This window comes from Streptomyces sp. NPDC028991 (assembly GCF_055564775.1).
The window spans coordinates 760,760-782,111 of record NZ_JBVHVP010000001.1 but is presented as its reverse complement, the minus strand read 5'-3'; the positions used below and the strand labels follow the sequence as shown (position 1 = coordinate 782,111).

Here is a 21,352-nt window from a genome sequence, read left to right as displayed (position 1 = left end):
GCCCCGGGCCCCCGCCACCCGGCCCGCCAATCGGCCCACCACCCGAACGGCGCCCGCGACGGGCCCGAGCGGCGCGGTCGGGCGACGGTGGGGGGGTGAGCCGCCACCACCTGCGAGGGAGTCGACGTGAACTGTTATGACCGGCGTGATCTCGGGCTGCTGCTGCTCCGGCTGGGTACCGGCGGCGTCCTGGCCGCGCACGGCGCGCAGAAACTGCTCGGCTGGTTCGGCGGCGGCGGCATCGAGGGCACCGGCCAGGCCATGGAGGCCATGGGCTACACGCCGGGCCGGGCCAGCGCCACCGCGGCCGGGCTCGCGGAGGCGGGCGGCGGAACGCTGCTGGCGCTGGGTCTGGCCACCCCGGCCGCGGGCGCAGCGGCGGCCGGCGCGATGGCGGGCGCCGCGGCGGTGCACACCCCGAACGGCTTCTTCGCCCAGGCCGGCGGCTACGAGTACGCGGTGTCCCTCGGCCTGACCGCCGCCGGCCTCGCGGTCACGGGCCCCGGCCGCCTCTCGCTGGACCACGCCCTGGGGCACGCGGTCAACCGGAACTGGATGGTCCCGGCCGCCCTGGCGGCGACGGCCGCGGCCACGGCGGTGGTCGTGGGGGCGCGGAACAAGCGGGTACGCAAGGCGGCGGAGGGCGAACAGGAACCGCTGTTCGACTGACGCACCGTCCCGGCCGGACCGGCCTCCGTGGCAGGCTGCCCCGCATGAGCGACGACCGTAACGGCACGCCCCCCGGCCTCTGGGACACCATCGACGACCTGTGGAAGTGGCTGGAGGCCGACCAGCCCGTCGGCGGCGGGGAGGGCCTCCTGCTGCGCATGCTGAAGCTCTCCGAGGAGGTCGGCGAGGTGTCCGAGGCGGTGATCGGCGCGACCGGCCAGAACCCGCGCAAGGGCGTTACCCACACGTGGGACGACGTCGAGGCGGAGCTGTGCGACGTCGTGATCACGGCACTGGTGGCGCTGCGCACGCTGACGCCGGACGCGCGGGAGGTGTTCGCGCGGCATCTGGCGCGGGTGGCGGGGCGGTCGCTGGGCACCTGAGGCCTGCCCGTCCGGGGCACGGCGGCCGGGGACCGCCGTGCCCCAGGAGCGGGCCGGGTTCAGCCGGCGGCGCAGGAGACCGTCGGCCAGGTCCAGTTGCCGTTGGCCTGGATGGTGGCGCCCCAGTTGCCGCCGCTGCCGTTGGACTTGGCCGTCAGCGTCTGCGCGCTCGGGTAACTGGCGTCGATGTTCCAGGTGGACAGGACCTTCGCCGGGGACGGCACGTTCATCGTCACGGTCCAGTCACTCGCCCCGCTCACCGAGACGTCGAGGTTGTACCGGTCCCCCCACCGCTGGCCGGCGGACAGCGTGGCCGTGCACGCACCGCCACCGCCACCACCGCCCCCGCCGCCCCCGCCGCCTTCGGGGGCGACCGCGCGGCCGGTCTGCGGCGAGATCATGCCGGAGCAGAGGCCCTTGCCCGCCAAGGTCTGGGCGATGCGCGGGATGGCCGCGAGCGTGTTGGCCGACCAGTCGTGCATGAGGACGACCTGGCCGTTGCCCAGCCGGGAGACGGCCTGCACGATCGCGTCGGTGCCGGCGTTGTTCCAGTCCTGCGAGTCGACGTCCCAGATCACCTCGGTCAGCCCGTACTTGGCCGCGACCGACCGCAGCGTGGCGTTGGTCTCGCCGTACGGCGGGCGGAACAGCTTGGGCGTACCGCCACCGGCGCTCGCGATGGCCTGCTGGGTCCGGGAGATCTCCGAGTCCATCTGCGCCTGGCTGAGCTGGGTCATGTGGGGGTGGGTATAGCTGTGGTTGGCTACCCACATGCCGGCGTCGGCCTGGGCCCGGACCAGGGACGGGTTCTGGGCCGCGTACTGGCCCTGGTTGAACATGGTGGCCCGCAGCCCGCTCTGCTCGAGCGCGTTGAGCAGGGCCTGGGTGTTGCCGGAGGGGCCGTCGTCGAAGGTGAGTCCGACGTAGCCGTCGCAGGCGGCGGCCCGCGCCGGGGCGGCGTCGGCGGCCACGGTGCCCGCGGCGGCCAGCGCGGCGACGGCCACACCGGTGACGAGGGCACGCAGTGGCGGGCGTGGTCTGGTGCGCATGCGCATACGAGTTGCGCCTCCTCTCCTCGTGTCCGGTGCGGTCAGCCCGCGCTGCAGGAGACCGAGGGCCAGGTCCAGTTGCCGTTGGCCTGGATGGTGGCGCCCCAGTTGTTGCCGCCGCCGTTGGACTTGGCCGTCAGCGTCTGCGCGCTCGGGTAACTGGCGTCGACGTTCCAGGTGGACAGGACCTTCGCCGGGGACGGCACGTTCATCGTCACGGTCCAGTCACTGGCCCCGCTCACCGAGACGTCGAGGTTGTACCGGTCGCCCCACTTCTGCCCGGCGGACAGCGTCGCGGTGCAGCCACCGCCGCCACCGCCACCGCCACCGCCGCCGCCACCGCCGCCACCGCCGGTCCCGCCGACGGTGATGTTGGAGCTGCCGCTGCTCTGGTAGCCCTCGGTGGCCATGATCATGTAGTAGCTGAAGTTGCCCAGCGGCATTCCGGCACGCGACCAGGCGTCGAAGTGGTTGCCGGTGGTGATGGTGCCACCGGTCCGCTTGGACTGCCGCACGCTCCAGTACTGGTCGAAGGTGCGGGTGCCCTCGACGGAGGGCGCGTTGTAGCGGGTCGTCTTGTAGATGTCGTAGGTGCCGCCGTCGGTGGTCACGGTGCCCTTGTACTCACCCGTGGGCCGGTAGGTGCCCCAGTTGTCGACGATGTAGTACTCGACGAGCGGGTTCGACGTCCACCCGTAGAGGGTCAGGTACGCGTTGCCGGACGGATTGAACGTGCCCGAGTACTGCACCGTCCGGCGCCCGCCGTTGCTCCAGCCCTTGCCCGCGACGAAGTTGCCGGTGTTGCGCCACGAGGTGCTGTACTGGCCGCCGGACCCCATGTCCATGGAGACGGTGCCCTGGCTGTCGGTCCAGAACGAGTAGTAGTAGCCGTTGTTGGTGCCCTCCTGGTTGGTCGTGACGACCGTGCCGGCGTGGGCGGTGCCCGGCAGCATCAGCGCGGCCAGGGCGGCCAGCGCGAAGGCCCACGCACTCCTGACGAGCAGTGTGACGGGACCGCTTCTGCGGCGCCCCGGTTGGACGAGCACGTTCATGGCGGGTGCTTCCTCTCCGTGGGGGTTCCGTGGGGGTGTGACAACGGCGCCAGTGTTGAGCCGCACCCGTCGGCCGTCAACAGTTTCGGTAAAAATTTCGAAATCTTCGGCCCGCCATGCCGTTCACAAGTTGCCAGACAGGGCAGCTCAACCCAGCCACGCGGATTGAAGAGGCTATCCAGCAGCACGGCGCGCGACACCATGATCAGAAATCACAGTACGACTCACCGAATGTTTCGATGGCGTCGATGCCGTCTGGACAACGGCGGGCGGGATCACAGATTCCGGAGAGGCAGAACACCAACTCGCCGACGAGGTCGGCTTCCACGCCTGATACGCCGCCCACTACCGCGTCGACTGGGCCCGGACCAGACCGCTCGCAGTTGCGGCTCGCCCAGGAGCGGATCATGCCGGCGTTCGCCTGAGCCGGGAGCTTGTCGAACCACTCGTCCGAGTCGGACCACTCGTCCGAGGTGACCGCGCGACGAGCCGCAGGGAGGGGGTGACGCCGAGGTCAGGGCCCGAGGCCGATGAGGCGTACGGGCTGCCCCCTCCACGCTTCGGGTTCGGTGGTGGCGATCACCGCGCCGTTCGGCCGCTCGGCCGTCGGCTCGGCGGCGTACCGGGTGTGGGCCGGAGCCCAGGAGGCCTCACGGGCCACGGCGAGCACGGCGGACAGGCCCAGTTCCAGCACGGTGATTCCGGGTAACGCGGCAAGATGCTCCGCCGTGCCGGGCCGGATCCGGTCCGCCGCGACCAGGGCGCAGGCGGGGGCGTAGAGGAACCAGCCCGCCTCGGCCTGGGCGCGGTGGATCAGCCGGGAGGCGAGCACATTGCCCTTGCCGGCCGCGACCATCGCGGTGTCGTCCAGGACGATATGCAGGGGCTCGGTCGTCACCTGGCGCCCGCCTCACTCAGCCGCCGGTCGAGCTCCGCGTCGAGAGCCGCCTGCTCGCTCGCGCTCGGGTCGTAGCCGTTCCACTCCCGCAGGGCGACGCGGGTCTGTTCGGCCCTCTCCGCCCTCTCCTCGGGTGTGAGCAGCGTCTCGGCGAGGTGGGAGAGGTACCCCCGCAACGACATGCCTTCGGAGGAAGCTATCCGCGCGAGCCTATCCCGGGCCTCGGCGGGGATGCGGACATTGGCGTCGGACACGGTGCCTCCTCGGTCTGGGCAAGCCAGAGTATGGGTACGGGTACGTACCCGTCCACTGGCGGGGAGATCCACTCGGCAAGCCATCGCCGCGGCCGAGGTGCCGGGGACCTCTCACCTGCTTCGTGCCGGCGCGCGGCTGATCACCAACGGGCCGGAGGGGCCTGCGGTGGAGGCGGCGCGGGCCGGCCATCACTTGTGCCGGGCCCCTGTGCCCCGGCGTGCCGGTTCCCGCGCAGGCCGAGGACGGCCGCGCGGAGCACGCACGCGGTGAAGACGACGTTGACCCCCGCCGCCGACCAGACCCACCTGGCGACGTGGGGCGCACTCCAGCTGGGCGGCACCTCGCCTTCGGGATCCGAATAGACCCGGACCTGGTCTCCGACTCGCGCGCCACGACAGCCACCGGCCGGGCCCGCGAAGCGGGTGCCGTCACTCCCGCTCAGCTCACAGGTCGAGTTGACCCTGGTCTGCTCCCTCGACGTCACGACAGCGTCGATCCACTCGCCGCGCTGTTGCAGGGCCCGGTCCTGGATCAGCAACAGACCGAGGCCGAAGAGCCCTGCGGCGGAGAGGAGGAACACCAGCGCCAGGGCCATCCGCTGACCGGTGTGCACCGCGACCAACCACAACAGCCCGAGCGCCCCCGCAAGGCCGGGGAACACGAGCCAGCGGCCGACGACGCCGGAGAGCATGGCGCCGTCAAGAGCGGCCAGGACGGTCACGCACACGTAGAAGCGCGGTGCCGGGTACCGCCGTTCGAGCCTGTCGAGCCACTGGGGACCTGCCATCACCACCTACCACCGCGCGGGAACGACCGGCCAGGTCCTCTCCTCCGACACCCTCGCCCGGGCTTCCCGCAGTGCCCACGCGTAGTGCCGCACCCCCTTGCCCACCCCCCAGAGGCCGACGGCCGCGATCCCCGCGCCCGCACCGGCCACGCCCGCCTGGACGCAGGCACCGCCGTCGCCCTGGCCGAGGTCTCCCGTCAGGGCGACGAGCACCAGGACCACACCGGTCAGAAGCGGTGCGACGGGCGCCATCATCCACACGAGTGCCTTTCCGGACAGGAACACCAGGTACCGGCGCCCGTCCAGCGGAACGGTGTTCTTCCAGGGCTGCCCCGCCCGCATCAGGTCCCACGTGGAGGCGAGCGGCTGCGGAATGTTCCCCGGCGGGAGGGAGCGGGCCGGGGGCAGGCGATCGAGCTCCGACCACGCCTCCAGCAGCCTCTGCGCGGCACGGCCCCGCCGCACCACGCGTACGAACGCCGCGGCGGCCGCTCCCGCAGCCAGCAGCGGGACGACCACGAGCACGACGGCCACCAGCAGTTCCGTGCCATCGGGACGGTCGAGGCCGAGGTACCAACCGAGTCCCACCCACGCGAGGAGCCAGCCTCCCGCGATCACCGCCGTGGCCAGCCAGGCCCACAGCATGCTCCGCAGCGCCATACCGCGCCGGGCCAGGACGTCCGTCGCCGCGGCGCGGGCGGTCAGGAGGGCTGCCCGGTCGTACCAGATCAGTGTCCGCGGGTCCGGGGGGAGGTCCGGCGGGCTTCCCGGGTTCATGACGACGCACCGTCCTCGGCAGGTTCAGGGTCTTCGAGAAAGGTCGACTTTCCTGCGATGAGGGCCACGATGCTCGCCATCGCCAATACCTGTTCGGCGTCCAGGCAGGTACCCACGACCAGGAGTCCACGGCCGCCGCCGGGCGGGCAGGCCAGGCAGACGGCGAGTCCGAGCTTCGCCAGGGGGCGGGTCGCCCCCGCTCCGCCGCCCCAGCCCCCGTCCGTCTCGGCCTTCGCGGCCTCCGGGAAGAGTTCCGCCCTGTCTGCCGAGTGCAGCTCCGGCTGGGAGATGATTCCCATGCCGATCCCCATCTCGGTGGGGAAGGATTCGGTGTACACCTGCCGCCCCCGCAGTTCCTGCCCGAAATGCCGCGCGAGCACCTCACCGAGGTCCACGTCCTGGTTGGCCGCGGGCACCTCGACGACTCCGGCGCTGATCTGCCACACGGCCCTGCCGTACTCGCCTTCGGGCACCGCGACCACGCCGTGGGTGATCACGCCCTGACTCAGGAGGACCCGCCGCCAGGCCAGCAGCGCGTCGGTGTAGGCCTGGCGCAGACCGGTGGCCTTGTGCGGGTAGCTTCGATTGATCAGGTCGACGCAGCGCGCCCGTGCGGCCTCCTCGTCGTGACCGTCGGCGAGCAGGTCGAACCAGTCGGTCGGCGCGTACAGCAGGACGGAACCGAGCGGGTCCCGCAGGGCGGAGACGTCGAGGTGCGGTGAGACAGTCATGTCAGACCATTCTGAACGTGCGGTCGATGGGCTCGTGCGTCCGGGCCCGCCGGCCGGCCATGGCCGAGGTCACTTCTCATCCCTGAGGGGCGCGGGCGTCAGGGCTTCGGGCCACACGTCATCGCCCGATCCCTTCGTCTGGTCGCCCGGGACTACGTACTTCCCGAGGTCCCACATCAGCTGAGCCCCTCCGCCGGGTCCGAGGGCCGCGGTGTTGGCGCCCCAGTTGGCGCCGAACTGGGCGACTTTCAGTCCGAACTCGGCCCCTTCCATGACATGACCGGGCTGGGTGAGAACCCCCCGGAAGAAGCCGTAGGGCGAGGCTCCCGCCATCTTGCCCAGCTGACTGCCGAGACGGTACGCGCCGAACCCGAAGGTCAGCGCGGCGGCGTCCGCGAGCACTGTCGGGTCCGTGAGCGCGTCGACGAAGCTTCCCGACTCCCCGACCTTCTGCAGGTAGTGGGACCCGAGTGCGACGGCACCGAGGATCAATGCCGGTGCAGCCAGGAACTGCAGTCCGGGGACGAGGGAGAGCAGGCCGAGCACGGTGCTGGCGAAACCGGCGACGTTGCCGATGATCTCGAAGACCCAGGCGTACTCCTTGAGGAAGTCCTTGATGTCGTCGAGGATCGCTTCGCCCAGTTCGGCGGCCATCTTCGCGAAGTCCGCGATGGCCTCACCGATCTTGTCCCAGATGCCCGGCTCGTTGGGCGCGACGTCCATCGCGTGCTTGAGCCGGTCGGCGACCGCCCCGCCTTCCTCGATGTAACGATCCCGCAGTCGTTCGGCCCGGCCGCGTACCGCCTCCAGATCGGCGTTGGCCGTGTGGAGCGACTTCTCCTTGCCGCTGCGCTCGGCCTCCTGCCTCTCCCTCTTCTCCTTCTCCTCGTGCGTCTGGTCGCGCAGCCGCTCGGTGAAGCCGGGTTCGGGGGGCATGCGGTCCAGCTCGCGCTGGAGGCCGGCCGCCTTGTCCTTGGCGTCCTGCGCCTCGCTCTCCAGCTTCTCTGCGTAGGCCTGACGCCCGCGCATGTACTGTGCCCAGTCGTCCAAGGCCCGCCCGGCATCGGTGAACGAGTCGCGCGCGTCGTTGACCTTGGGCCGGAAGTCGTCGTGGAACTGCTCACGGAACGCCTCGGCGGCCTTGCCCTTCCACTCCCCACGTCCGGTGCCGTTGAGGACCTGGGCGATGTCGCGCAGCGTCTTTCCCGTCCGGACGACGATCTCCGCCACGCGCGCGGCGTCCATCTGGTTGCCAGGGCAGGGACAGAATCCGATCGCCGGGAAGCGGGCGTCGGCGGCGGGGTCCGGACGCAGCCAGCCCGGCTGCGAGTAGTCCGTCACCGCTTCCCGCCCTTCGCGGGCCGGGCCTTCTCCAGCTCCCGCGCGAACTCCTCGTCCGTCTCCTCGAAGGTCTTCTTGATCTGTCCCAGCGCCTTCGCCGCGGACTTGGAGAACTTCGACATCTGCTTGATCCCGTACGACCACTCGTCGCCGAAGTCGTCCATGCGCTTGGCGAGCTTGAAGACGCCCATCGCGGCGCCGTCGACCTCCTCCATCTCACGGCACGGCGCCGCCATCACCTCGTGGATGTCGCGGATGTCCTTCTGCGTCTGCTCCAGCATCTCGTAGTCGATGTACAGGTCGCCCATGAATCCCCCGCCACTGCTGTCACTGCTGCTTCACTCGCGCGAACCAACGCTATACAGCGGGAATATGAGGCGACCCGCCGGGGGCCCTTCAAGATCGTTCTTCTGACTGTCCGAACCCGGGCGCATCCAACTGATCAGCGATCAGCAACGGTCACAGCTGGGAACTCGCACTCGGCCCAGACGGTCTTGCCCGGGCCGTCGATGCGTGGATGCCAGTCCCAGCGGGTGGCGAGGCCGGCGACCAGGAGGAGGCCCCGGTCCGACTCCGACTCCCGGGGTGGGGGGCGGTGGCCCCCGGCCGGGGAGGCACGCGCTCGCCGCGAGTGTCGGTGACTTCGATGCGAGCGGTCGTGGTAGGGCCCAACCGGCCGACAGCCTGACCGCGATGGACGTCGAGTCGAAGCTCGACGGCCAGGCCCACACGACCTGGATGGACGTGGCTCTGACCTGAGGAAATAAGGAGCGGCAGACGAGTCGGGCTGTACGCCGGGTTCTGTTCCGGTGGGTCCTCGCGGGCCCGCCGGCGACGGCCATCCATCTAGGACCGGCGTTGCCGCCGGCCTCGTGCGGTCTACCCGCGGACTCGGGCGGGCAGCCCTCGAACGTCCGCGCAGAGACACCGGGGTGTCTCCTTTTGACCTTGCTCCGGGTGGGGTTTACCTAGCTGCCCAGGTCGCCCTGGGCACTGGTGGTCTCTTACACCACCGTTTCACCCTTACCGGAGACCGAAATCTCCGGCGGTCTGCTTTCTGTGGCACTGTCCCGCGGGTCACCCCGGGTGGCCGTTAGCCATCACCCTGCCCTGTGGAGCCCGGACGTTCCTCGGGAAGTCCCGTGAGGGACTCCACGCGGCCGCCCGCCCGGCTCGTCTGCCGTGTCGACCATGGTACCGGGCGTGCGCGCCGGCCCGGTCCGGTGGCCACCGTGGCCAGGACCGAGCCGGCCAGGATCAGGACGAAGGCGGCGATGACGCCGGGGGTCAGGGACTCGTCCAGGAAGAGCGCGCCGGCCGCGACCGCGATCGCCGGGTTGACGTACGTGATGACCGACGCGCGGGTCGGGCCGACCTCCTTGATCAGTTCCAGGAACGCGACGAAGGCGATCGCCGTGCAGATCACGCCCAGGCCGGTGAGCGCGGCGAACACCTCTCCGGAGGGCAGCTCGTCCGGGCGGCCCGCGATGGCGGCGGGGGCGTAGACCAGGGCCGCGAGGGTGAGGCAGGACGCCGTGAGGTGGAGGGACGGGACGTCCTTCAGGTGGCGGGCGGCGATCAGCGGGGCCGTGGCGTAGCCCACCACCGTCAGCAGCACCTCGGCGAGTGAGCGGGCGTCGCCGCCGGTCAGGTGCGGGACGGTGAGGACGCCGACGCCGGCCAGTCCGAGGCCCAGGCCGGTCACGCGGCGTATGCCGAGGTGTTCGGTGTCGCCGAAGAAGCGGGCCAGGGCGACTCCGACGATGGGGACGCCCGCGATCAGCAGGCCCGCGGTGGAGCTGGACAGGTGGCGTTCGGCGTCGGTCAGGGTCCACCAGGGGCCGATGATCTCGATGACGGCGAAGGCGAGGAGGGGTTTCCAGTGGGTCCCCACGGTGCGGAGCAGGCCCCCTTTGCGCAGGGCGAGGGGGAGCAGGATGGCGGCGCCCAGTGCGCAGCGCGTGAACACCACCCCTGACGGGGACACGGTGTCCACCGCCACCTTGATCATCAGGTAGGGGATGCCCCAGACCACTCCCATCAGGGAGAACAGAAGCCAGCCGCGTGCAGTCATGCGGCCGAGTCTCGGCCGGGTCAGGCGGTGCCGTCTTGAACGCTGTTGCGGTACGCCGCCGGGGTCACGCCCAGTACGCGGCGGAACCAGCGGGTCAGGTGGGCCTGGTCGGCGAAGCCCACCAGTGCCGCCGCCTCGGCGGGGCGCAGGCCCGCGTCCAGGAGCCCGCGCGCCCTGGCTACCCGGTGCTGGGCGAGCCAGGCGTACGGCGGTATCCCCATCGTCGTACGGAAGGCGCGCAGCAGTTGGTAGCGGGACAGGCCGAGGTCGGTGGCGAGGGCTGCCAGGGACGGCGGGGCCAGGAGCTCGTCGGCGAGGCGGTCGCGTACGACGCGGGCGATGCGGTCGGCGCCGGGAACGGTGTCGTCGGTCGCGCGGGCCACCGAGTGGCGGCGGGCCAGGGCCGTGAGCAGCCAGGGGAGGCGGGACTCGGTCTCCACGGGGTCGGGGCAGCGGGTCAGGTCGGTGTGGGCGGCGCGCAGGGCGGCGGCGAGTTCCGGGTCCTCCAGAACGGGCTGGCGGAAGTGTGGGAGGCGGGTGCCGCGGGTGCCGTCGGCGAGGAGGTCGGGGGCCGCGTACAGGGCGCGGTACGAGTAGCCGTCGGGGGCTGCCGGGCCGCCGGTGTGCACTTCGCCGGGTTCCAGGACGACGATCGATCCCGGGCCCGAGTGGATGTGCCCGCCCCGGTAGGCGATGACCTCCAGGCCGCCGACGGTGACGCCGACCGTGAACTCGTCGTGGGCGTGCGGAGCGTAGACGTGGCGGTCGAAGCGGGCGGTGAGGAGGTCGAGGGGCGGGCCGTCCGTCCCCAGCCGGGCCCTGGTCCACCTTGCCTGTTCGCGCACGTCCACCGCTTGCCACCCCCTGCCCCAACGGGATCAGAGGAAGTCGGCGGTGTCCAGTTCGAGGGCGAAGGGGGCGGGGAGGGTGAGGGGTTTGCCGAGGGGGCGGGTGCGGTGCTCGCGGTAGTCGTCCTGCTCCGGGTCGCTGAACAGTGTGATCGACGATGCCTCGCGGTCGACGAGCAGGTAGAGGGGGATGCCTCCCCGGGCGTAGCAGCGGCGCTTGGCCTCGCGGTCGGCCCGAGGCTTGGCGGACGTCACCTCGAGGACCAGCGCGACGCCTTCGCAGGGCATCCAGGGGTCCGCACCCCGGTAGAGCCGCAGTTCGGTCGGTGCGAAGGTGCCGTCCGGGATCGCGTGGTCCTTCGGGCAGGCGCCTCCGCTCTTCAGCCTCAGGCCCTTGTTCCCGGAGAAGTCCATGTCCGTCCGGGACCGCCTGATCACCTGCTTCATGATCAGATTGATGTAGTCCTCGTGATCCCCGTCCGGCGGCGGCGTCACAACGATCTCCCCCTCGATCAGCTCGGCCCGGAAGCCTTCCGGCGTGTCCAGGGCGAGGAACCCCTCCAGCAGGACCTCCGCCTGCGTCAGCGGCTCGTGGGCCATGGCAGTCATGTCACGCCCCTCCTTCGGTCGCTCGCCAGACTGGGACATCGGCTGATCACCTGTCCGAGAGATCGGGATCCGTTCCCTCGATCGTGGCACACGATCACGCCCCCCGTCGGAAGCCGGAGCCACGTCGCTTGACCCTGTCGCAACGTCAACGTTTCTACTGAGCTCATGCGGATCGGAGAACTCGCCGGCGCCGTCGGCGTCACCACGCGGACCGTGCGGCACTACCACCACCAGGGCCTGCTGCCCGAGCCGGAACGGCTGGCCAACGGCTATCGGACGTACACCCTGCGGCACGTCGTCGTGCTGGCCCGGATCCGGCGGCTGACGGAGCTGGGGCTCGGGCTGGCGGAGGTGCGGGACGTGCTCGCGGACGAGGCGGGGAAGGACCTGGCCGAGGTGCTGGAGGAGCTGGACGCGGACCTGGCGCGGCAGGAGGCGGCGATCCGGGAGCGCCGAGTGCGGCTGCGGGCGCTGCTGGCGGCGGAGGGCGGGCTGCCGGCCGAGGGGCCGGTCTCGCCGGAGCTGGCCGAGTTGTTCGCCGGGATGGGGGATGTCTCCGGCTCGCCCATGGCCGTCCGGGACCGGGAGATGCTGGCGCTCCTGGAGAGCACCGTGGCGCCGGAGGACCGGGAGCGGCTGCTGGCCGGGCTGCGCGGTGCCCTGGGCTCGCCGGAGGCGGTGGCGCGGGCCCATGCCGCCTACGCCCTGCTCGACGAGCTGGCGGACGCCGGCGCCGACGATCCGCGGGTTGCGGAGGCGGCCCGGGTGCTCGCCGACTGCCTGCCCGCTGAGCTGTTGCCCGAGGAGGACGTCGTACTGGACTCCGGTGGCGGTTTTCTGGGCGCCCTGTACGCCGATTTCGCGCCCGGCCAGGCGGAGGCGGTCCGGCTCGCCATGGAGATCGCGTCGAGGGGGCGGCGGTCGTGAGGGGCCCGTCCTTCGTCACGGTCCCGTACCTCCTGGTGCGGCACGAGCTGCGGCTGCTGGCGAGTCTGTGGCTGTGGGCGGCGCGGCGGACCGACGGGGCGGCGGCCGGCGGGTCGGCCTTCGGGTACTCGCGGGGGCAGGGCGCGATGATGTTCGGCTTCGGGTTCGTGTGCGTGATCGAGTCCGTGATGATGTCCGTGCTGCTGTGGGACTGGCCCACCGTGCATCACGTGGTGCTGGTGCTGGACGTGTACACCGTCCTCTTCGTCGTCGGGCTGCACGCCGCGTCCGTGGTCCGTCCGCACGTCCTGGATCCGGGCCGCGGCACGCTGCGGATACGCCGGGCCGTGCACGTCGACGTACGGATACCGCTGGAGCGGATCGCCTCCGTGCGCCGCGAGCTGCGGACCACGCACGAGCGGGTGGACGGTGAACTCGATCTCGCCATCGGTTCCCAGACCTCCGTGACGGTCCGTCTCGCCGAGCCCGTCACCCACGTCACCTTCTTCGGGCGGCGGCGCGAGGTGCGCGTCGTGCGCTGCCACGCCGACGACCCCGGCGGTCTCGTACGGGCCGTCGGCCAGGCGCGGGAGGGGTACGCCGTACCCTGACCTGGAGCCCGGGAGCTTGGAGCTCGGAGTGAAGGAGTACGTGTGCTTGTCCTGCTGCCGCCGTCCGAGGGGAAGGCCGCGTCCGGCCGGGGCGCCCCGCTGAAGCCGGAGTCGCTGTCCCTGCCGGGGCTGGCCCCCGCCCGGGAGACCGTCCTCGGCGAGCTGGTCGAGCTGTGCGCCGGTGACGAGGAGAAGGCACGCGAGGTGCTCGGGCTCAGCGAGGGACTGCGCGGCGAGGTCGCCAAGAACGCGGAGCTGCGGACGGCGGGGGCGCGTCCGGCCGGGGAGATCTACACCGGAGTGCTGTACGACGCCCTGGACCTGGCCTCGCTGGACCCGGCCGCCAAGAAGCGGGCCGCCCGTTCGCTGCTGGTGTTCTCCGGGCTGTGGGGTGCGGTGCGGATGACCGACCGGATTCCCTCCTACCGGTGCTCGATGGGCGTGAGGCTCCCCGCGCTCGGGGCGCTGGGCGCGTACTGGCGGGCGCCGATGGCCGAGGTGCTGCCCGAGGCGGCCGGGGACCGGCTGGTGCTGGACCTGCGCTCGTCGGCGTACGCGGCGGCGTGGAAGCCGAAGGGAGAGGTCGCCGGGCGGACGGCGACCGTACGGGTGCTGCACGCGCCGACCCGCAAGGTGGTCAGCCACTTCAACAAGGCGACCAAGGGACGGATCGTACGGAGCCTGCTGGCGTCCGGGACCGCGCCCGAGGGGCCCGCGGAGCTGGTGGAGGCGCTGCGGGACCTGGGGTACGCGGTGGAGGCGGCGGCGCCCGCGAAGGCGGGGAAGCCGTGGTCGCTGGACGTGCTGGTGGCGGAGATCCACTGACCCGACCGCCATCCAGACGTTGCGTAGTGCGCAACGGTGATTGCACATGCTGCGGGTCGACGGCACGATGAGGTCATGAGCTCATCGCCGCCCTCCTCCCCGCATGCCTCGACCCCGCCCGCCTCGGCGCCGTCGGTGCTGGACCTCGCGCCCGTGGTTCCCGTCGTGGTCGTCGACGATCTCGCCGACGCCGTGCCGCTCGCCCGCGCGCTCGTGGCCGGCGGGCTGCCCGCGATCGAGGTGACGCTGCGGACGCCGGTCGCGCTCGACGCGATCCGCGCGATCGCCGACGAGGTGCCGGGCGCCGTGGTCGGCGCGGGCACCGTCATCACGCCGGGCCAGGTGGGGGACGTCGTGGCGGCCGGGGCGCGGTTCCTGGTGAGCCCCGGGTGGACGGACGTGCTGCTCGCGGCGATGCGGGCGTCCGGGGTGCCGTTCCTGCCGGGGGTGTCGACCACCTCGGAGGTGGTGGCGCTGCTGGAGCGCGGGGTGCGGGAGATGAAGTTCTTCCCGGCCGAGGCCGCCGGCGGCACCGCCTACCTCAAGGCGCTCGCCGCTCCGCTGCCGCAGGCCCGCTTCTGCCCGACCGGCGGCATCGGGCCGGCCTCGGCGCCGGAGTACCTGGCGCTGCCCAACGTCGGCTGTGTCGGGGGCAGTTGGATGCTCCCGAAGGACGCGTTGACCGACCGCGACTGGGGGCGGGTGGAGGCGCTGGCCCGCGAGGCGGCGGCGCTCAGCGCAGGTGGGACGTGTCGTTGAACAGGCGGACGCTGGCGCCGCCGTCCGCGTAGTACGCCACCGCCGACAGCGACGCCGCCGACAGTTCCATGCGGAACAGCGACTCGGGCGGGGCTCCCAGGGCGAGCCGTACGAACGTCTTGATCGGCGTCACGTGGGAGACCAGCAGCACCGTGCGGCCCGCGTAGGCCGCGACCAGCTTGTCGCGTGCGGCGGCGACCCGCGCGCCGGTCGCCGCGAAGCTCTCGCCGCCGCCGGTCGGCTCCGCGTCCGGGGAGGACAGCCAGGCGCCCAGGTCGTCGGGGTACCGCTCGCGCGCCTCGCCGAAGGTCAGCCCCTCCCAGGCACCGAAGTCGGTCTCCCGCAGGCCCTCCTCGACCGTCACCTCCAGGCCGAGGCGGGCGGCGACGATGCCGGCGGTCTCGCGGGTACGGGCCAGGGGCGAGGCCACGACCGCCTGGATCGTGCCCCGCCGGGCCAGGCTCGCGGCGACCTTCTCGGCCTGCTCCCGGCCGACGGCCGACAGGGACGGGTCGCTGCCGCCGCTACCGGAGAACCGCTTCTGCGGGGTGAGGGGCGTCTCGCCGTGCCGGAGCAGGACGAAGGTGGCGGGGGCGCCCATGTCGGGGGGTCCCCAGCCGGGCGAGGCGACGGTCTTCGCGGCCCGCACGTCGGCGTCGGCCTCGGCGTCGGCGTCGGCCTCGGCGTCGGCGGAGGCGCGCGGGACACCGGCGATCTCAGCGTCCGTCCGGGCCGACTGAGCGATACGTTCGCCCACGGCGGCACCGTCACCGGACCCGGGGGCGTCTCGCTCCGCGTCCGCGTCCGTGGCCGCGTCGGCCTGGGCCCGGGCGTCACCCGCGTCCAGTTCCGCCGTCGACAGCGACGGCGACCACTGCTCGCCGCGCGCCCCCGCGTCCATCGCCTCGTTGGCCAGGCGGTCGGCGTGCTTGTTGCTCGCCCGGGGGATCCACTCGTACGTCACCCGCCCCGGCGGGAAGACGCGCGCCGCCTCGGCGGCAAGGGGCTTCATGTCCGGGTGCTTGATCTTCCAGCGGCCCGACATCTGCTCGACGACGAGCTTGGAGTCCATGCGGACGCGGACACTCGCGTCCGGGTCCAGCTCCCTCGCCGCGCGCAGGCCGGCCAGCAGGCCCCGGTACTCGGCCACGTTGTTCGTGACGACCCCGAGGTACTCGGCCGCCTCGGCGAGGGTCTCCCCCGTCGCCGCGTCCAGCACCACCGCCCCGTAACCCGCGGGTCCCGGGTTGCCCCGTGACCCGCCGTCGGCCTCGACGACGAACTCCCGTACCCCACCGGCGGCCGAAGCCGCCACCGAAGCTGCCACCGGTCCGGCCCCTACAGCCCGGAGTCGGCCGTGCGCACCAGGATGCGGCGGCAGTTCTCGCAGCGTACGACCGTGTCGGGCGCCGCCGAACGGATCTCGCTCAGCTCGGTGATGGCCAGTTCCTGGCGGCAGCCCTGACAGCTGCGCTGGTACAGCTTGGCCGCGCCGACGCCGCCCTGCTGCTCGCGCAGCTTGTCGTAGAGCTTCAGCAGGTCGTCGGGGACCGAGCCCGCGATGACCTCGCGCTCCTTGGTGACCGAGGCCGCCTCGCCGTCCAGTTCCTCGACGGCCGCGTCCCGGCGCCCGGCGGCGTCGTCGATCTTCCCCTGCACGGAGCCGACCCGCTCGGTCAGCTCGGCGACCCGCTCCTGCGCGGACTCACGGCGCTCCATCACCTCCAGGACGACGTCCTCGAGGTCGCCCTGCCGCTTGGCGAGGGAGGCGATCTCGCGCTGGAGGTTCTCCAGGTCCTTCGGGGAGGTGACGGCTCCCGAGTCCAGGCGCTGCTGGTCGCGGGTGGCGCGCTGACGCACCTGGTCCACGTCCTGCTCGGCCTTGGTCTGCTCGCGGGCGCAGTCGCTCTCCTCGGTCTGCGCGGCCACGAGCAGGTCGCGCAGCTGCGTGAGGTCCTTGGTCAGCGACTCGATCTCGGCGTGCTCGGGCAGGGACCTGCGCTTGTGCGCGAGCTGCTGGAGCCGCACGTCGAGGCCCTGGACGTCGAGGAGTCGGATCTGGTCGGCGGGCGCGGCTTTCAGTTGGGGGCTCCCATTGTGTCGGAGGTCGGGGTGGACGCCGCGTGGGCGGTCCAGGGGTCGGTGACCGTCTTGGATACGTGGACCCTGAGGTCCCAGCCGTGCCGGTCGGAAATCTCGTCGAGCTGGGCTGCGGCCAGCTCGCACCAGGGCCACTCGGTGGCCCAGTGCGCCGCGTCGAGCAGCGCGAGGGGACTGTGGGCGCGGGCCTCGGAAACCGGGTGGTGGCGGAGGTCCGCGGTCAGGAACGCGTCGACACCGGCCGCCCGTACGTGGTCGAAGAGGCCGTCGCCGGAGCCGCCGCTGACGGCGACCGTGCGGACGACGGCCTCCGGGTCGCCGGCGACGCGGATGCCCTGCGCGGTGGCGGGCAGCCGCTCGGCGGCTCGGGCGGCGAGCTCGCGGACGGTCAGCGGATGCTCCGGTTCGCACACCCGGCCCAGGCCGCGACGGCCCTCGGGGTCGGCCGGGTCCGGCACCAGGGGGCGCACGACGCGGAGGTCGAGGGCGCCCGCCAGCGCGTCGGAGACGCCCGGGTCGGCGGTGTCGGCGTTGGTGTGGGCGACGTGCAGCGCGATGTCGTTCTTGATGAGCGTGTGCACCACGCGGCCCTTGAAGGTGGAGGCCGCGACCGTCGTCGTCCCGCGCAGATACAGCGGGTGGTGGGTGACGAGCAGGTCGGCGCCCAGCCTCACCGCCTCGTCGACGATCTCCTGGACCGGGTCGACGGCGAACAGGACCCGGGACACCTCCTGGCCGGGCTCGCCCACGACGGTGCCGACCGCGTCCCAGGACTCGGCCCGCCCGGCGGGCCACAGGTTCTCCAGCGCGGCGATGACTTCTGACAGAGGGGGCACGGATGCAAGGCTACCTGGCTGTTCTGTGCCGTCGTACCCGCAGCGGACCTACCCGGCCGCTCCGCTCCGGCACAGCACACACACCACCCTCAGCTCAGGCGAATCGTTCCTGTGACACACGTACGTGTGATGGGTACGGCGGCCGGTCCCCCGCCCGTGCGTGCGAAAACTAGCTTCGTCGCCGGAGGTGACCGAACGATGACAGCCTGTGCGATCGAGCCTTCGGCGGGCCCCGGGAACGGCGGCCCGCCGCGGGCGGGCTGCAGCATCACCGCGGAGGGCGCCTATGCCGCGCGCCTCGCCCTGAGCGGAGACTCCTGGTACCCGGAGCGCTGGACCCTGGACGGCCCCGAGCCGTACGCGGTGCCGCTGCCCGGCAACCAGCCGGAGGAGCCCGGCACCGAGGTGCAGCCGATGGGCGACGGCCGGGTCCTGATCCACCGGGTCGCGGCCGGACGGCACGTCTTCGCGCTGCTGTACCCGACCGGGCCCGGCACCGGCGAGCTGTCGCTCGGTGCGGTCGAGTGCCCCGAGGACTCGGCCGCGCTGCGGCTGCTGCCGCCGGTCCCGGGCGGGGAGCGGGCGTACGCGCTCGCCGCCGGCCCGCGGGCGACGGTGCTGTGGCAGGTCGTGGGCGGCGCCTTCGGACCCGAGCGGGTCGCCGAGATCCCCGGCCGCTGCTCGGGCGGGGCCTGGCTGGACCGCACGGGCCGGATACTGGCCGTGGACCGGGAGACCGGCGGGCGCACCAAGGCGGTCGTGGTGGACCTGGAGCGGGACGGCGAGGTGTCGCCGCTGCTGCAGATCGCCGCGGAGAGCGACGACCGGATACTGCTGGCCGATCCGGACAGCGGGCTGGTACTGCTCCGCTCGGACGCGCCCTCGCCCGGACAGGGTCGGCTCGGCTGGGGAGTGCTGGGCAGCACGCTCCCGGTGCGCTTCCCGGAGTGCCTGCGGCTGCCGGACTGCGTCGTGACGCCGTTCGCGATCCAGCCCGGCCAGGCGCTGACGCCGGAGCGCTGCGCGGTGGCACTGCGCGTGGACGGCGCGTTCGGCAGCTGGGTCGGGGTGTGGCGGCCCGCCGAGCGGCGGGTGCGTCATCTTCCCGCGCCGGAGGGGTGGCTGGCAGGCGCCGGGCTGTGGACCGCGGACGGGGAGCTGCGCCTGCCGTGCTCGACACCGCGGTTGCCGTGTGGCGTGGCACGGCTGACCGCACCCGACGCGGGCGGCGGACGGGCGGCGGGCGCGCAGGATGCGGGCCAGGCGGGCGAGGCGGGCGAGGCGCAGGATGCGGAGGAATCCACTCCGGGCAAGCCCGCTGAATCCGGCGAAACGGACGCGCCGGCGCCTGCTCCGCAACGCCCCGTACCCCTCCAACAGGCCCCGCTGGGACGGCTTGTAACGAAGTAGTGCCGGTTGGCGTGGCCGCCTGGATTCGGGCCGAGGTGTGCCGGTTACACTCGCCCGGCTGTAGGAAAGATCATGTTGACGGGGTGAATTCCTTCCGATGAACGACGCCAGCACGACCCAGCCGATGCAGGCCGACGGTGCCGACGTTCGCGAGACCGAATCCGGCCACGGCCGGCACCGAGGACCGGTCTCCAGTCAGGACGGCGCGGCGACTCCACGGGGCCGCCACCGCAAGCCGGCCGGAGAGTCCGAGACGGCGGCCTGACGGTACGTCAAGTGGCGAGAGCCATGAAGTAAGAAGCAGGCGACCGACCGCGGCCCCGTTCGTCACTCCGGCGGACGGGGCCGTCGCCGTCATCCGTACCGGACGACGGTGTCGGCGAGGACCGGGGCGTCGTCCCTCTCCGCAGCGCTCACGGCCACCCGAACCGAGCCGCCGCCGGCCCGCACCGTCCCGCCACCGGCCGGCAGCGCGGACCGCCACATGCGCACCCGCAGGGTCTCCCCCGGGTACGCGACCCCGGCGAACCGCGTGCGGTACTCGCGCACCCGGGCCACGTCACCGCCGAGCAGCGTGTCGACGACCGACTTGAGTGTGCTGCCGTAGGTGCACAGCCCGTGCAGGACGGGCCGGTCGAAGCCGGCGCGCGCCGCGAACTCCGGGTCGGCGTGCAGGGGGTTCCAATCGCCGGAGAGCCGGTAGAGCAGGGCCTGGTCCTCGCGTACGGGCAGCTCCGCCACGTGGTCCGGCGGCTCGGCGGGCGGCGGTGCCGGACGCCCGGACGGCCCCCGCTCACCGCCCCAGCCGCCCTCCCCGCGGACGAAGATCTCGGCCTCGTCGGTCCACAGCGGGCCGTCCGCGTCGGTGGCCTCGGTGCGCAGGACCAGGACGGCCGCCGCACCCTTGTCGTACGCGGCGACGATGCCCGAGGCGGCCCTCGCACGGCCCCGTACCGGGACGGTCCGGTGCAGGCGCAGCCGCTGTCCGCCGTGCAGGACGTGGGCGAGGTCGACGTCGACGCCGGGCATGGACAGAGCGCCGATGACGCCCGGCGGGCCGCCGCCCGCGACCGTCGCGAAGCTCGGCAGGACGTGCAGCCGGGACTCCAGGGTGTAGCGCAGCTCGCGGGGATCGGTGGCGGGGCGGCCGGCGCCGATGCCGAGGTGGTACAGCTGGACGTCCTCGTGGTCCCAGGCGATCTCGCGGACGCGGGGAGCGGCGGCGAGCGCCTCGGCTGCGTGGATCGGCATGGCTCTCCCGGTGACGCCGTCACGGACAGCCACGACCGTACGGGACGCCGCCCACCCGTGACATTTGTCCCGCCGGACTCCGGACAACCGGATCTGCCGCCCGCCCGCGCCCGCTCCGTAGCGTCGCCCGTATGCCACCGAACGCACCCAGCACACCCAGCACACCCAGCACACCGACCACGATCACGGCCACCACCACACACCACCGCACCGCTCCCGCCGTCTCCCTCACCGGAGCGGTCAAGGCCTACGGCGACGTACGCGCCGTCGACGGCGTGGACCTGCGGATCGCGCGCGGCGAGACGGTCGCGCTGCTGGGACGCAACGGCGCGGGCAAGTCGACGGCGATCGCGCTGCTGCTCGGCCTGTGCACGCCCGACGAGGGCGCCGTGGAGCTGTTCGGCGGGCCGCCCGAGCGGGCCGTGCGGAACGGCCGGGTCGGGGCCATGCTCCAGGAGGCGCGGGCGGTCCCCCGGGTCACCGTGGGTGAGCTGGTCGCCTTCGTGGCCGGCCGCTATCCGGCGCCGATGCCCGTCGGGCAGGCCCTCGAGCTGGCCGGGATCGCGGGGCTGGCCGGGCGGCGCGTGGACCGGCTGTCCGGCGGGCAGACCCAGCGCGTGCGGTTCGCGGTCGCGCTGGCGGGCAACCCCGGCCTGCTGGTCCTGGACGAGCCCACGGCGGCCTTGGACGTGGAGGCCCGGCACACCTTCTGGGAGTCGATGCGGGCGTACGCGCGGCGCGGCAGCACGGTCCTGTTCTCCACGCACTATCTGGCGGAGGCCGAGGAGCACGCCGACCGGATCCTGGTCGTCGACCGGGGGCGGATCGTCGCGGACGGCACGGGCGACGAGCTGCGCCGGGCGGCGGGCGGCAGCCGCGTCTCCTTCGACCTGGCGGGCCGGTCCACGGCGGGCCTGACGCTGCTGCCCGGCGTGCGCGCGCTGGAGACACGGGGAGACCGCGCGCTGCTGCGCACCGAGGACTCCGACGCGACGGTCGTCGCCCTCGCGGAACTCGGCGCGATACGGGGACTGGAGGTCGCCCCGGCATCACTGGACGACGCGTTCCTCGCCCTGACGGCGGGCCCGGGGGCGCCGACCGGGGAGGAGGCGGCGCGATGAGGGGCGTGGCGCGGGGCGGGATGCGGGGCGGAACGCGGG

24 protein-coding genes, 1 other RNA gene and 1 pseudogene are annotated in these 21,352 nt (G+C 72.8%); 9 read left to right on the top strand and 17 right to left on the bottom strand.

Features of this window, described 5'->3' with window-relative positions; translation table 11 throughout:
- The first annotated feature begins 126 nt into the window (after positions 1-126).
- Positions 127-669 (top strand): DoxX family protein, encoded by a 543-nt coding sequence (locus ACZ4V1_RS03445; RefSeq protein ID WP_468328619.1) that lies wholly within the window; start codon positions 127-129, stop codon positions 667-669.
- Between the two features lie 44 nt (positions 670-713).
- Positions 714-1,052 carry a MazG-like family protein gene (locus tag ACZ4V1_RS03440; RefSeq protein ID WP_468328617.1) on the top strand — a complete coding sequence of 113 codons (339 nt, stop codon included), beginning with the start codon at positions 714-716 and terminating at the stop codon, positions 1,050-1,052.
- A 59-nt stretch (positions 1,053-1,111) separates the two neighbouring features.
- On the opposite strand, the gene ACZ4V1_RS03435 is transcribed toward ACZ4V1_RS03440, so the two are convergent.
- The 13 genes and pseudogenes from ACZ4V1_RS03435 to ACZ4V1_RS03375 all read right to left on the bottom strand — a co-directional run bounded on the left by ACZ4V1_RS03435 (position 1,112) and on the right by ACZ4V1_RS03375 (position 11,464).
- The gene (locus ACZ4V1_RS03435) at positions 1,112-2,101 is read right to left on the bottom strand and encodes a polysaccharide deacetylase family protein (RefSeq protein WP_468328963.1); all 990 of its coding nucleotides are present in this window, start codon (positions 2,099-2,101) and stop codon (positions 1,112-1,114) included.
- Between the two features lie 41 nt (positions 2,102-2,142).
- A complete protein-coding gene (locus tag ACZ4V1_RS03430; RefSeq protein ID WP_468328615.1) occupies positions 2,143-3,153 on the bottom strand; it encodes a glycoside hydrolase family 11 protein in 1,011 nt (336 codons plus the stop codon).
- A gap of 514 nt (positions 3,154-3,667) precedes the next feature.
- A complete protein-coding gene (locus tag ACZ4V1_RS03425) occupies positions 3,668-4,036 on the bottom strand; it encodes a PIN domain-containing protein (protein WP_468328960.1) in 369 nt (122 codons plus the stop codon).
- A gap of 11 nt (positions 4,037-4,047) precedes the next feature.
- Positions 4,048-4,305: a hypothetical protein gene (locus ACZ4V1_RS03420; protein WP_453525333.1), complete on the bottom strand. Its 258-nt coding sequence runs from the start codon at positions 4,303-4,305 to the stop codon at positions 4,048-4,050.
- A 140-nt stretch (positions 4,306-4,445) separates the two neighbouring features.
- Positions 4,446-5,093, bottom strand: a complete 648-nt coding sequence (locus ACZ4V1_RS03415; RefSeq protein WP_468328613.1) for a hypothetical protein — start codon at positions 5,091-5,093, stop codon at positions 4,446-4,448.
- Between the two features lie 6 nt (positions 5,094-5,099).
- Entirely contained in the window at positions 5,100-5,870 is a 771-nt protein-coding gene (locus tag ACZ4V1_RS03410) for a hypothetical protein (RefSeq protein ID WP_468328611.1), read from the bottom strand.
- Positions 5,867-6,601: a hypothetical protein gene (locus ACZ4V1_RS03405; protein WP_468328609.1), complete on the bottom strand. Its 735-nt coding sequence runs from the start codon at positions 6,599-6,601 to the stop codon at positions 5,867-5,869. Before ACZ4V1_RS03405 ends, ACZ4V1_RS03410 begins: the two co-directional genes overlap by 4 nt.
- Before the next feature lie 69 nt (positions 6,602-6,670).
- Positions 6,671-7,942 (bottom strand): WXG100 family type VII secretion target, encoded by a 1,272-nt coding sequence (locus ACZ4V1_RS03400; RefSeq protein ID WP_468328607.1) that lies wholly within the window; start codon positions 7,940-7,942, stop codon positions 6,671-6,673.
- The gene (locus ACZ4V1_RS03395) at positions 7,939-8,250 is read right to left on the bottom strand and encodes a hypothetical protein (protein WP_468328605.1); all 312 of its coding nucleotides are present in this window, start codon (positions 8,248-8,250) and stop codon (positions 7,939-7,941) included. Before ACZ4V1_RS03395 ends, ACZ4V1_RS03400 begins: the two co-directional genes overlap by 4 nt.
- A 466-nt stretch (positions 8,251-8,716) precedes the next feature.
- An RNA gene (gene rnpB / locus ACZ4V1_RS03390) (RNase P RNA component class A) lies at positions 8,717-9,118 on the bottom strand.
- A 115-nt stretch (positions 9,119-9,233) separates the two neighbouring features.
- Positions 9,234-10,016: pseudogene (locus ACZ4V1_RS03385) on the bottom strand (DMT family transporter); the annotation flags it as partial.
- 20 nt (positions 10,017-10,036) lie between these two features.
- Entirely contained in the window at positions 10,037-10,867 is an 831-nt protein-coding gene (locus tag ACZ4V1_RS03380; protein WP_468328603.1) for an AraC family transcriptional regulator, read from the bottom strand.
- A 27-nt stretch (positions 10,868-10,894) separates the two neighbouring features.
- Positions 10,895-11,464 carry a Uma2 family endonuclease gene (locus ACZ4V1_RS03375; protein WP_468328957.1) on the bottom strand — a complete coding sequence of 190 codons (570 nt, stop codon included), beginning with the start codon at positions 11,462-11,464 and terminating at the stop codon, positions 10,895-10,897.
- A 174-nt stretch (positions 11,465-11,638) separates the two neighbouring features.
- Between ACZ4V1_RS03375 and ACZ4V1_RS03370 the strand changes: the two genes are divergently transcribed.
- The 4 genes from ACZ4V1_RS03370 (at position 11,639) to eda (ending at position 14,595) form a co-directional block, all read left to right on the top strand.
- On the top strand, positions 11,639-12,400 hold the full coding sequence (locus ACZ4V1_RS03370; RefSeq protein WP_468328601.1) for a MerR family transcriptional regulator: 762 nt from the start codon (positions 11,639-11,641) through the stop codon (positions 12,398-12,400).
- Complete coding sequence (locus tag ACZ4V1_RS03365) at positions 12,397-13,011, top strand: hypothetical protein (RefSeq protein WP_468328599.1); 615 nt, start codon at positions 12,397-12,399, stop codon at positions 13,009-13,011. Before ACZ4V1_RS03370 ends, ACZ4V1_RS03365 begins: the two co-directional genes overlap by 4 nt.
- Positions 13,012-13,053: 42 nt before the next feature.
- A complete protein-coding gene (gene yaaA / locus ACZ4V1_RS03360; RefSeq protein WP_468328597.1) occupies positions 13,054-13,836 on the top strand; it encodes a peroxide stress protein YaaA in 783 nt (260 codons plus the stop codon).
- 75 nt (positions 13,837-13,911) lie between these two features.
- Complete coding sequence (eda, locus tag ACZ4V1_RS03355; RefSeq protein WP_468328595.1) at positions 13,912-14,595, top strand: bifunctional 4-hydroxy-2-oxoglutarate aldolase/2-dehydro-3-deoxy-phosphogluconate aldolase; 684 nt, start codon at positions 13,912-13,914, stop codon at positions 14,593-14,595.
- Here eda and ACZ4V1_RS03350 read toward each other — a convergent pair.
- From ACZ4V1_RS03350 to ACZ4V1_RS03340, 3 genes are read right to left on the bottom strand one after another with little or no spacing between them, the layout of a single operon-like run.
- On the bottom strand, positions 14,570-15,922 hold the full coding sequence (locus ACZ4V1_RS03350) for a bifunctional RNase H/acid phosphatase (protein WP_468328593.1): 1,353 nt from the start codon (positions 15,920-15,922) through the stop codon (positions 14,570-14,572). The two genes, eda and ACZ4V1_RS03350, sit on opposite strands and share 26 nt — an antisense overlap.
- A gap of 11 nt (positions 15,923-15,933) precedes the next feature.
- Positions 15,934-16,677, bottom strand: a complete 744-nt coding sequence (locus ACZ4V1_RS03345; RefSeq protein WP_468328954.1) for a zinc ribbon domain-containing protein — start codon at positions 16,675-16,677, stop codon at positions 15,934-15,936.
- Positions 16,674-17,531, bottom strand: a complete 858-nt coding sequence (locus ACZ4V1_RS03340) for a Nif3-like dinuclear metal center hexameric protein (protein WP_468328591.1) — start codon at positions 17,529-17,531, stop codon at positions 16,674-16,676. Before ACZ4V1_RS03340 ends, ACZ4V1_RS03345 begins: the two co-directional genes overlap by 4 nt.
- 198 nt (positions 17,532-17,729) lie before the next feature.
- Here ACZ4V1_RS03340 and ACZ4V1_RS03335 point away from each other — a divergent pair, with 198 nt between their 5' ends.
- A complete protein-coding gene (locus ACZ4V1_RS03335; RefSeq protein WP_468328589.1) occupies positions 17,730-18,941 on the top strand; it encodes a hypothetical protein in 1,212 nt (403 codons plus the stop codon).
- Between the two features lie 97 nt (positions 18,942-19,038).
- Positions 19,039-19,206, top strand: a complete 168-nt coding sequence (locus ACZ4V1_RS03330) for a hypothetical protein (RefSeq protein WP_468328587.1) — start codon at positions 19,039-19,041, stop codon at positions 19,204-19,206.
- A gap of 89 nt (positions 19,207-19,295) precedes the next feature.
- Here ACZ4V1_RS03330 and ACZ4V1_RS03325 read toward each other — a convergent pair whose 3' ends face one another.
- A complete protein-coding gene (locus tag ACZ4V1_RS03325) occupies positions 19,296-20,192 on the bottom strand; it encodes a MaoC/PaaZ C-terminal domain-containing protein (protein WP_468328585.1) in 897 nt (298 codons plus the stop codon).
- Positions 20,193-20,323: 131 nt separating this feature from the next.
- Between ACZ4V1_RS03325 and ACZ4V1_RS03320 the strand changes: the two genes are divergently transcribed.
- On the top strand, positions 20,324-21,313 hold the full coding sequence (locus ACZ4V1_RS03320; protein ID WP_468328583.1) for an ABC transporter ATP-binding protein: 990 nt from the start codon (positions 20,324-20,326) through the stop codon (positions 21,311-21,313).
- Positions 21,314-21,352: the final 39 nt, after the last annotated feature.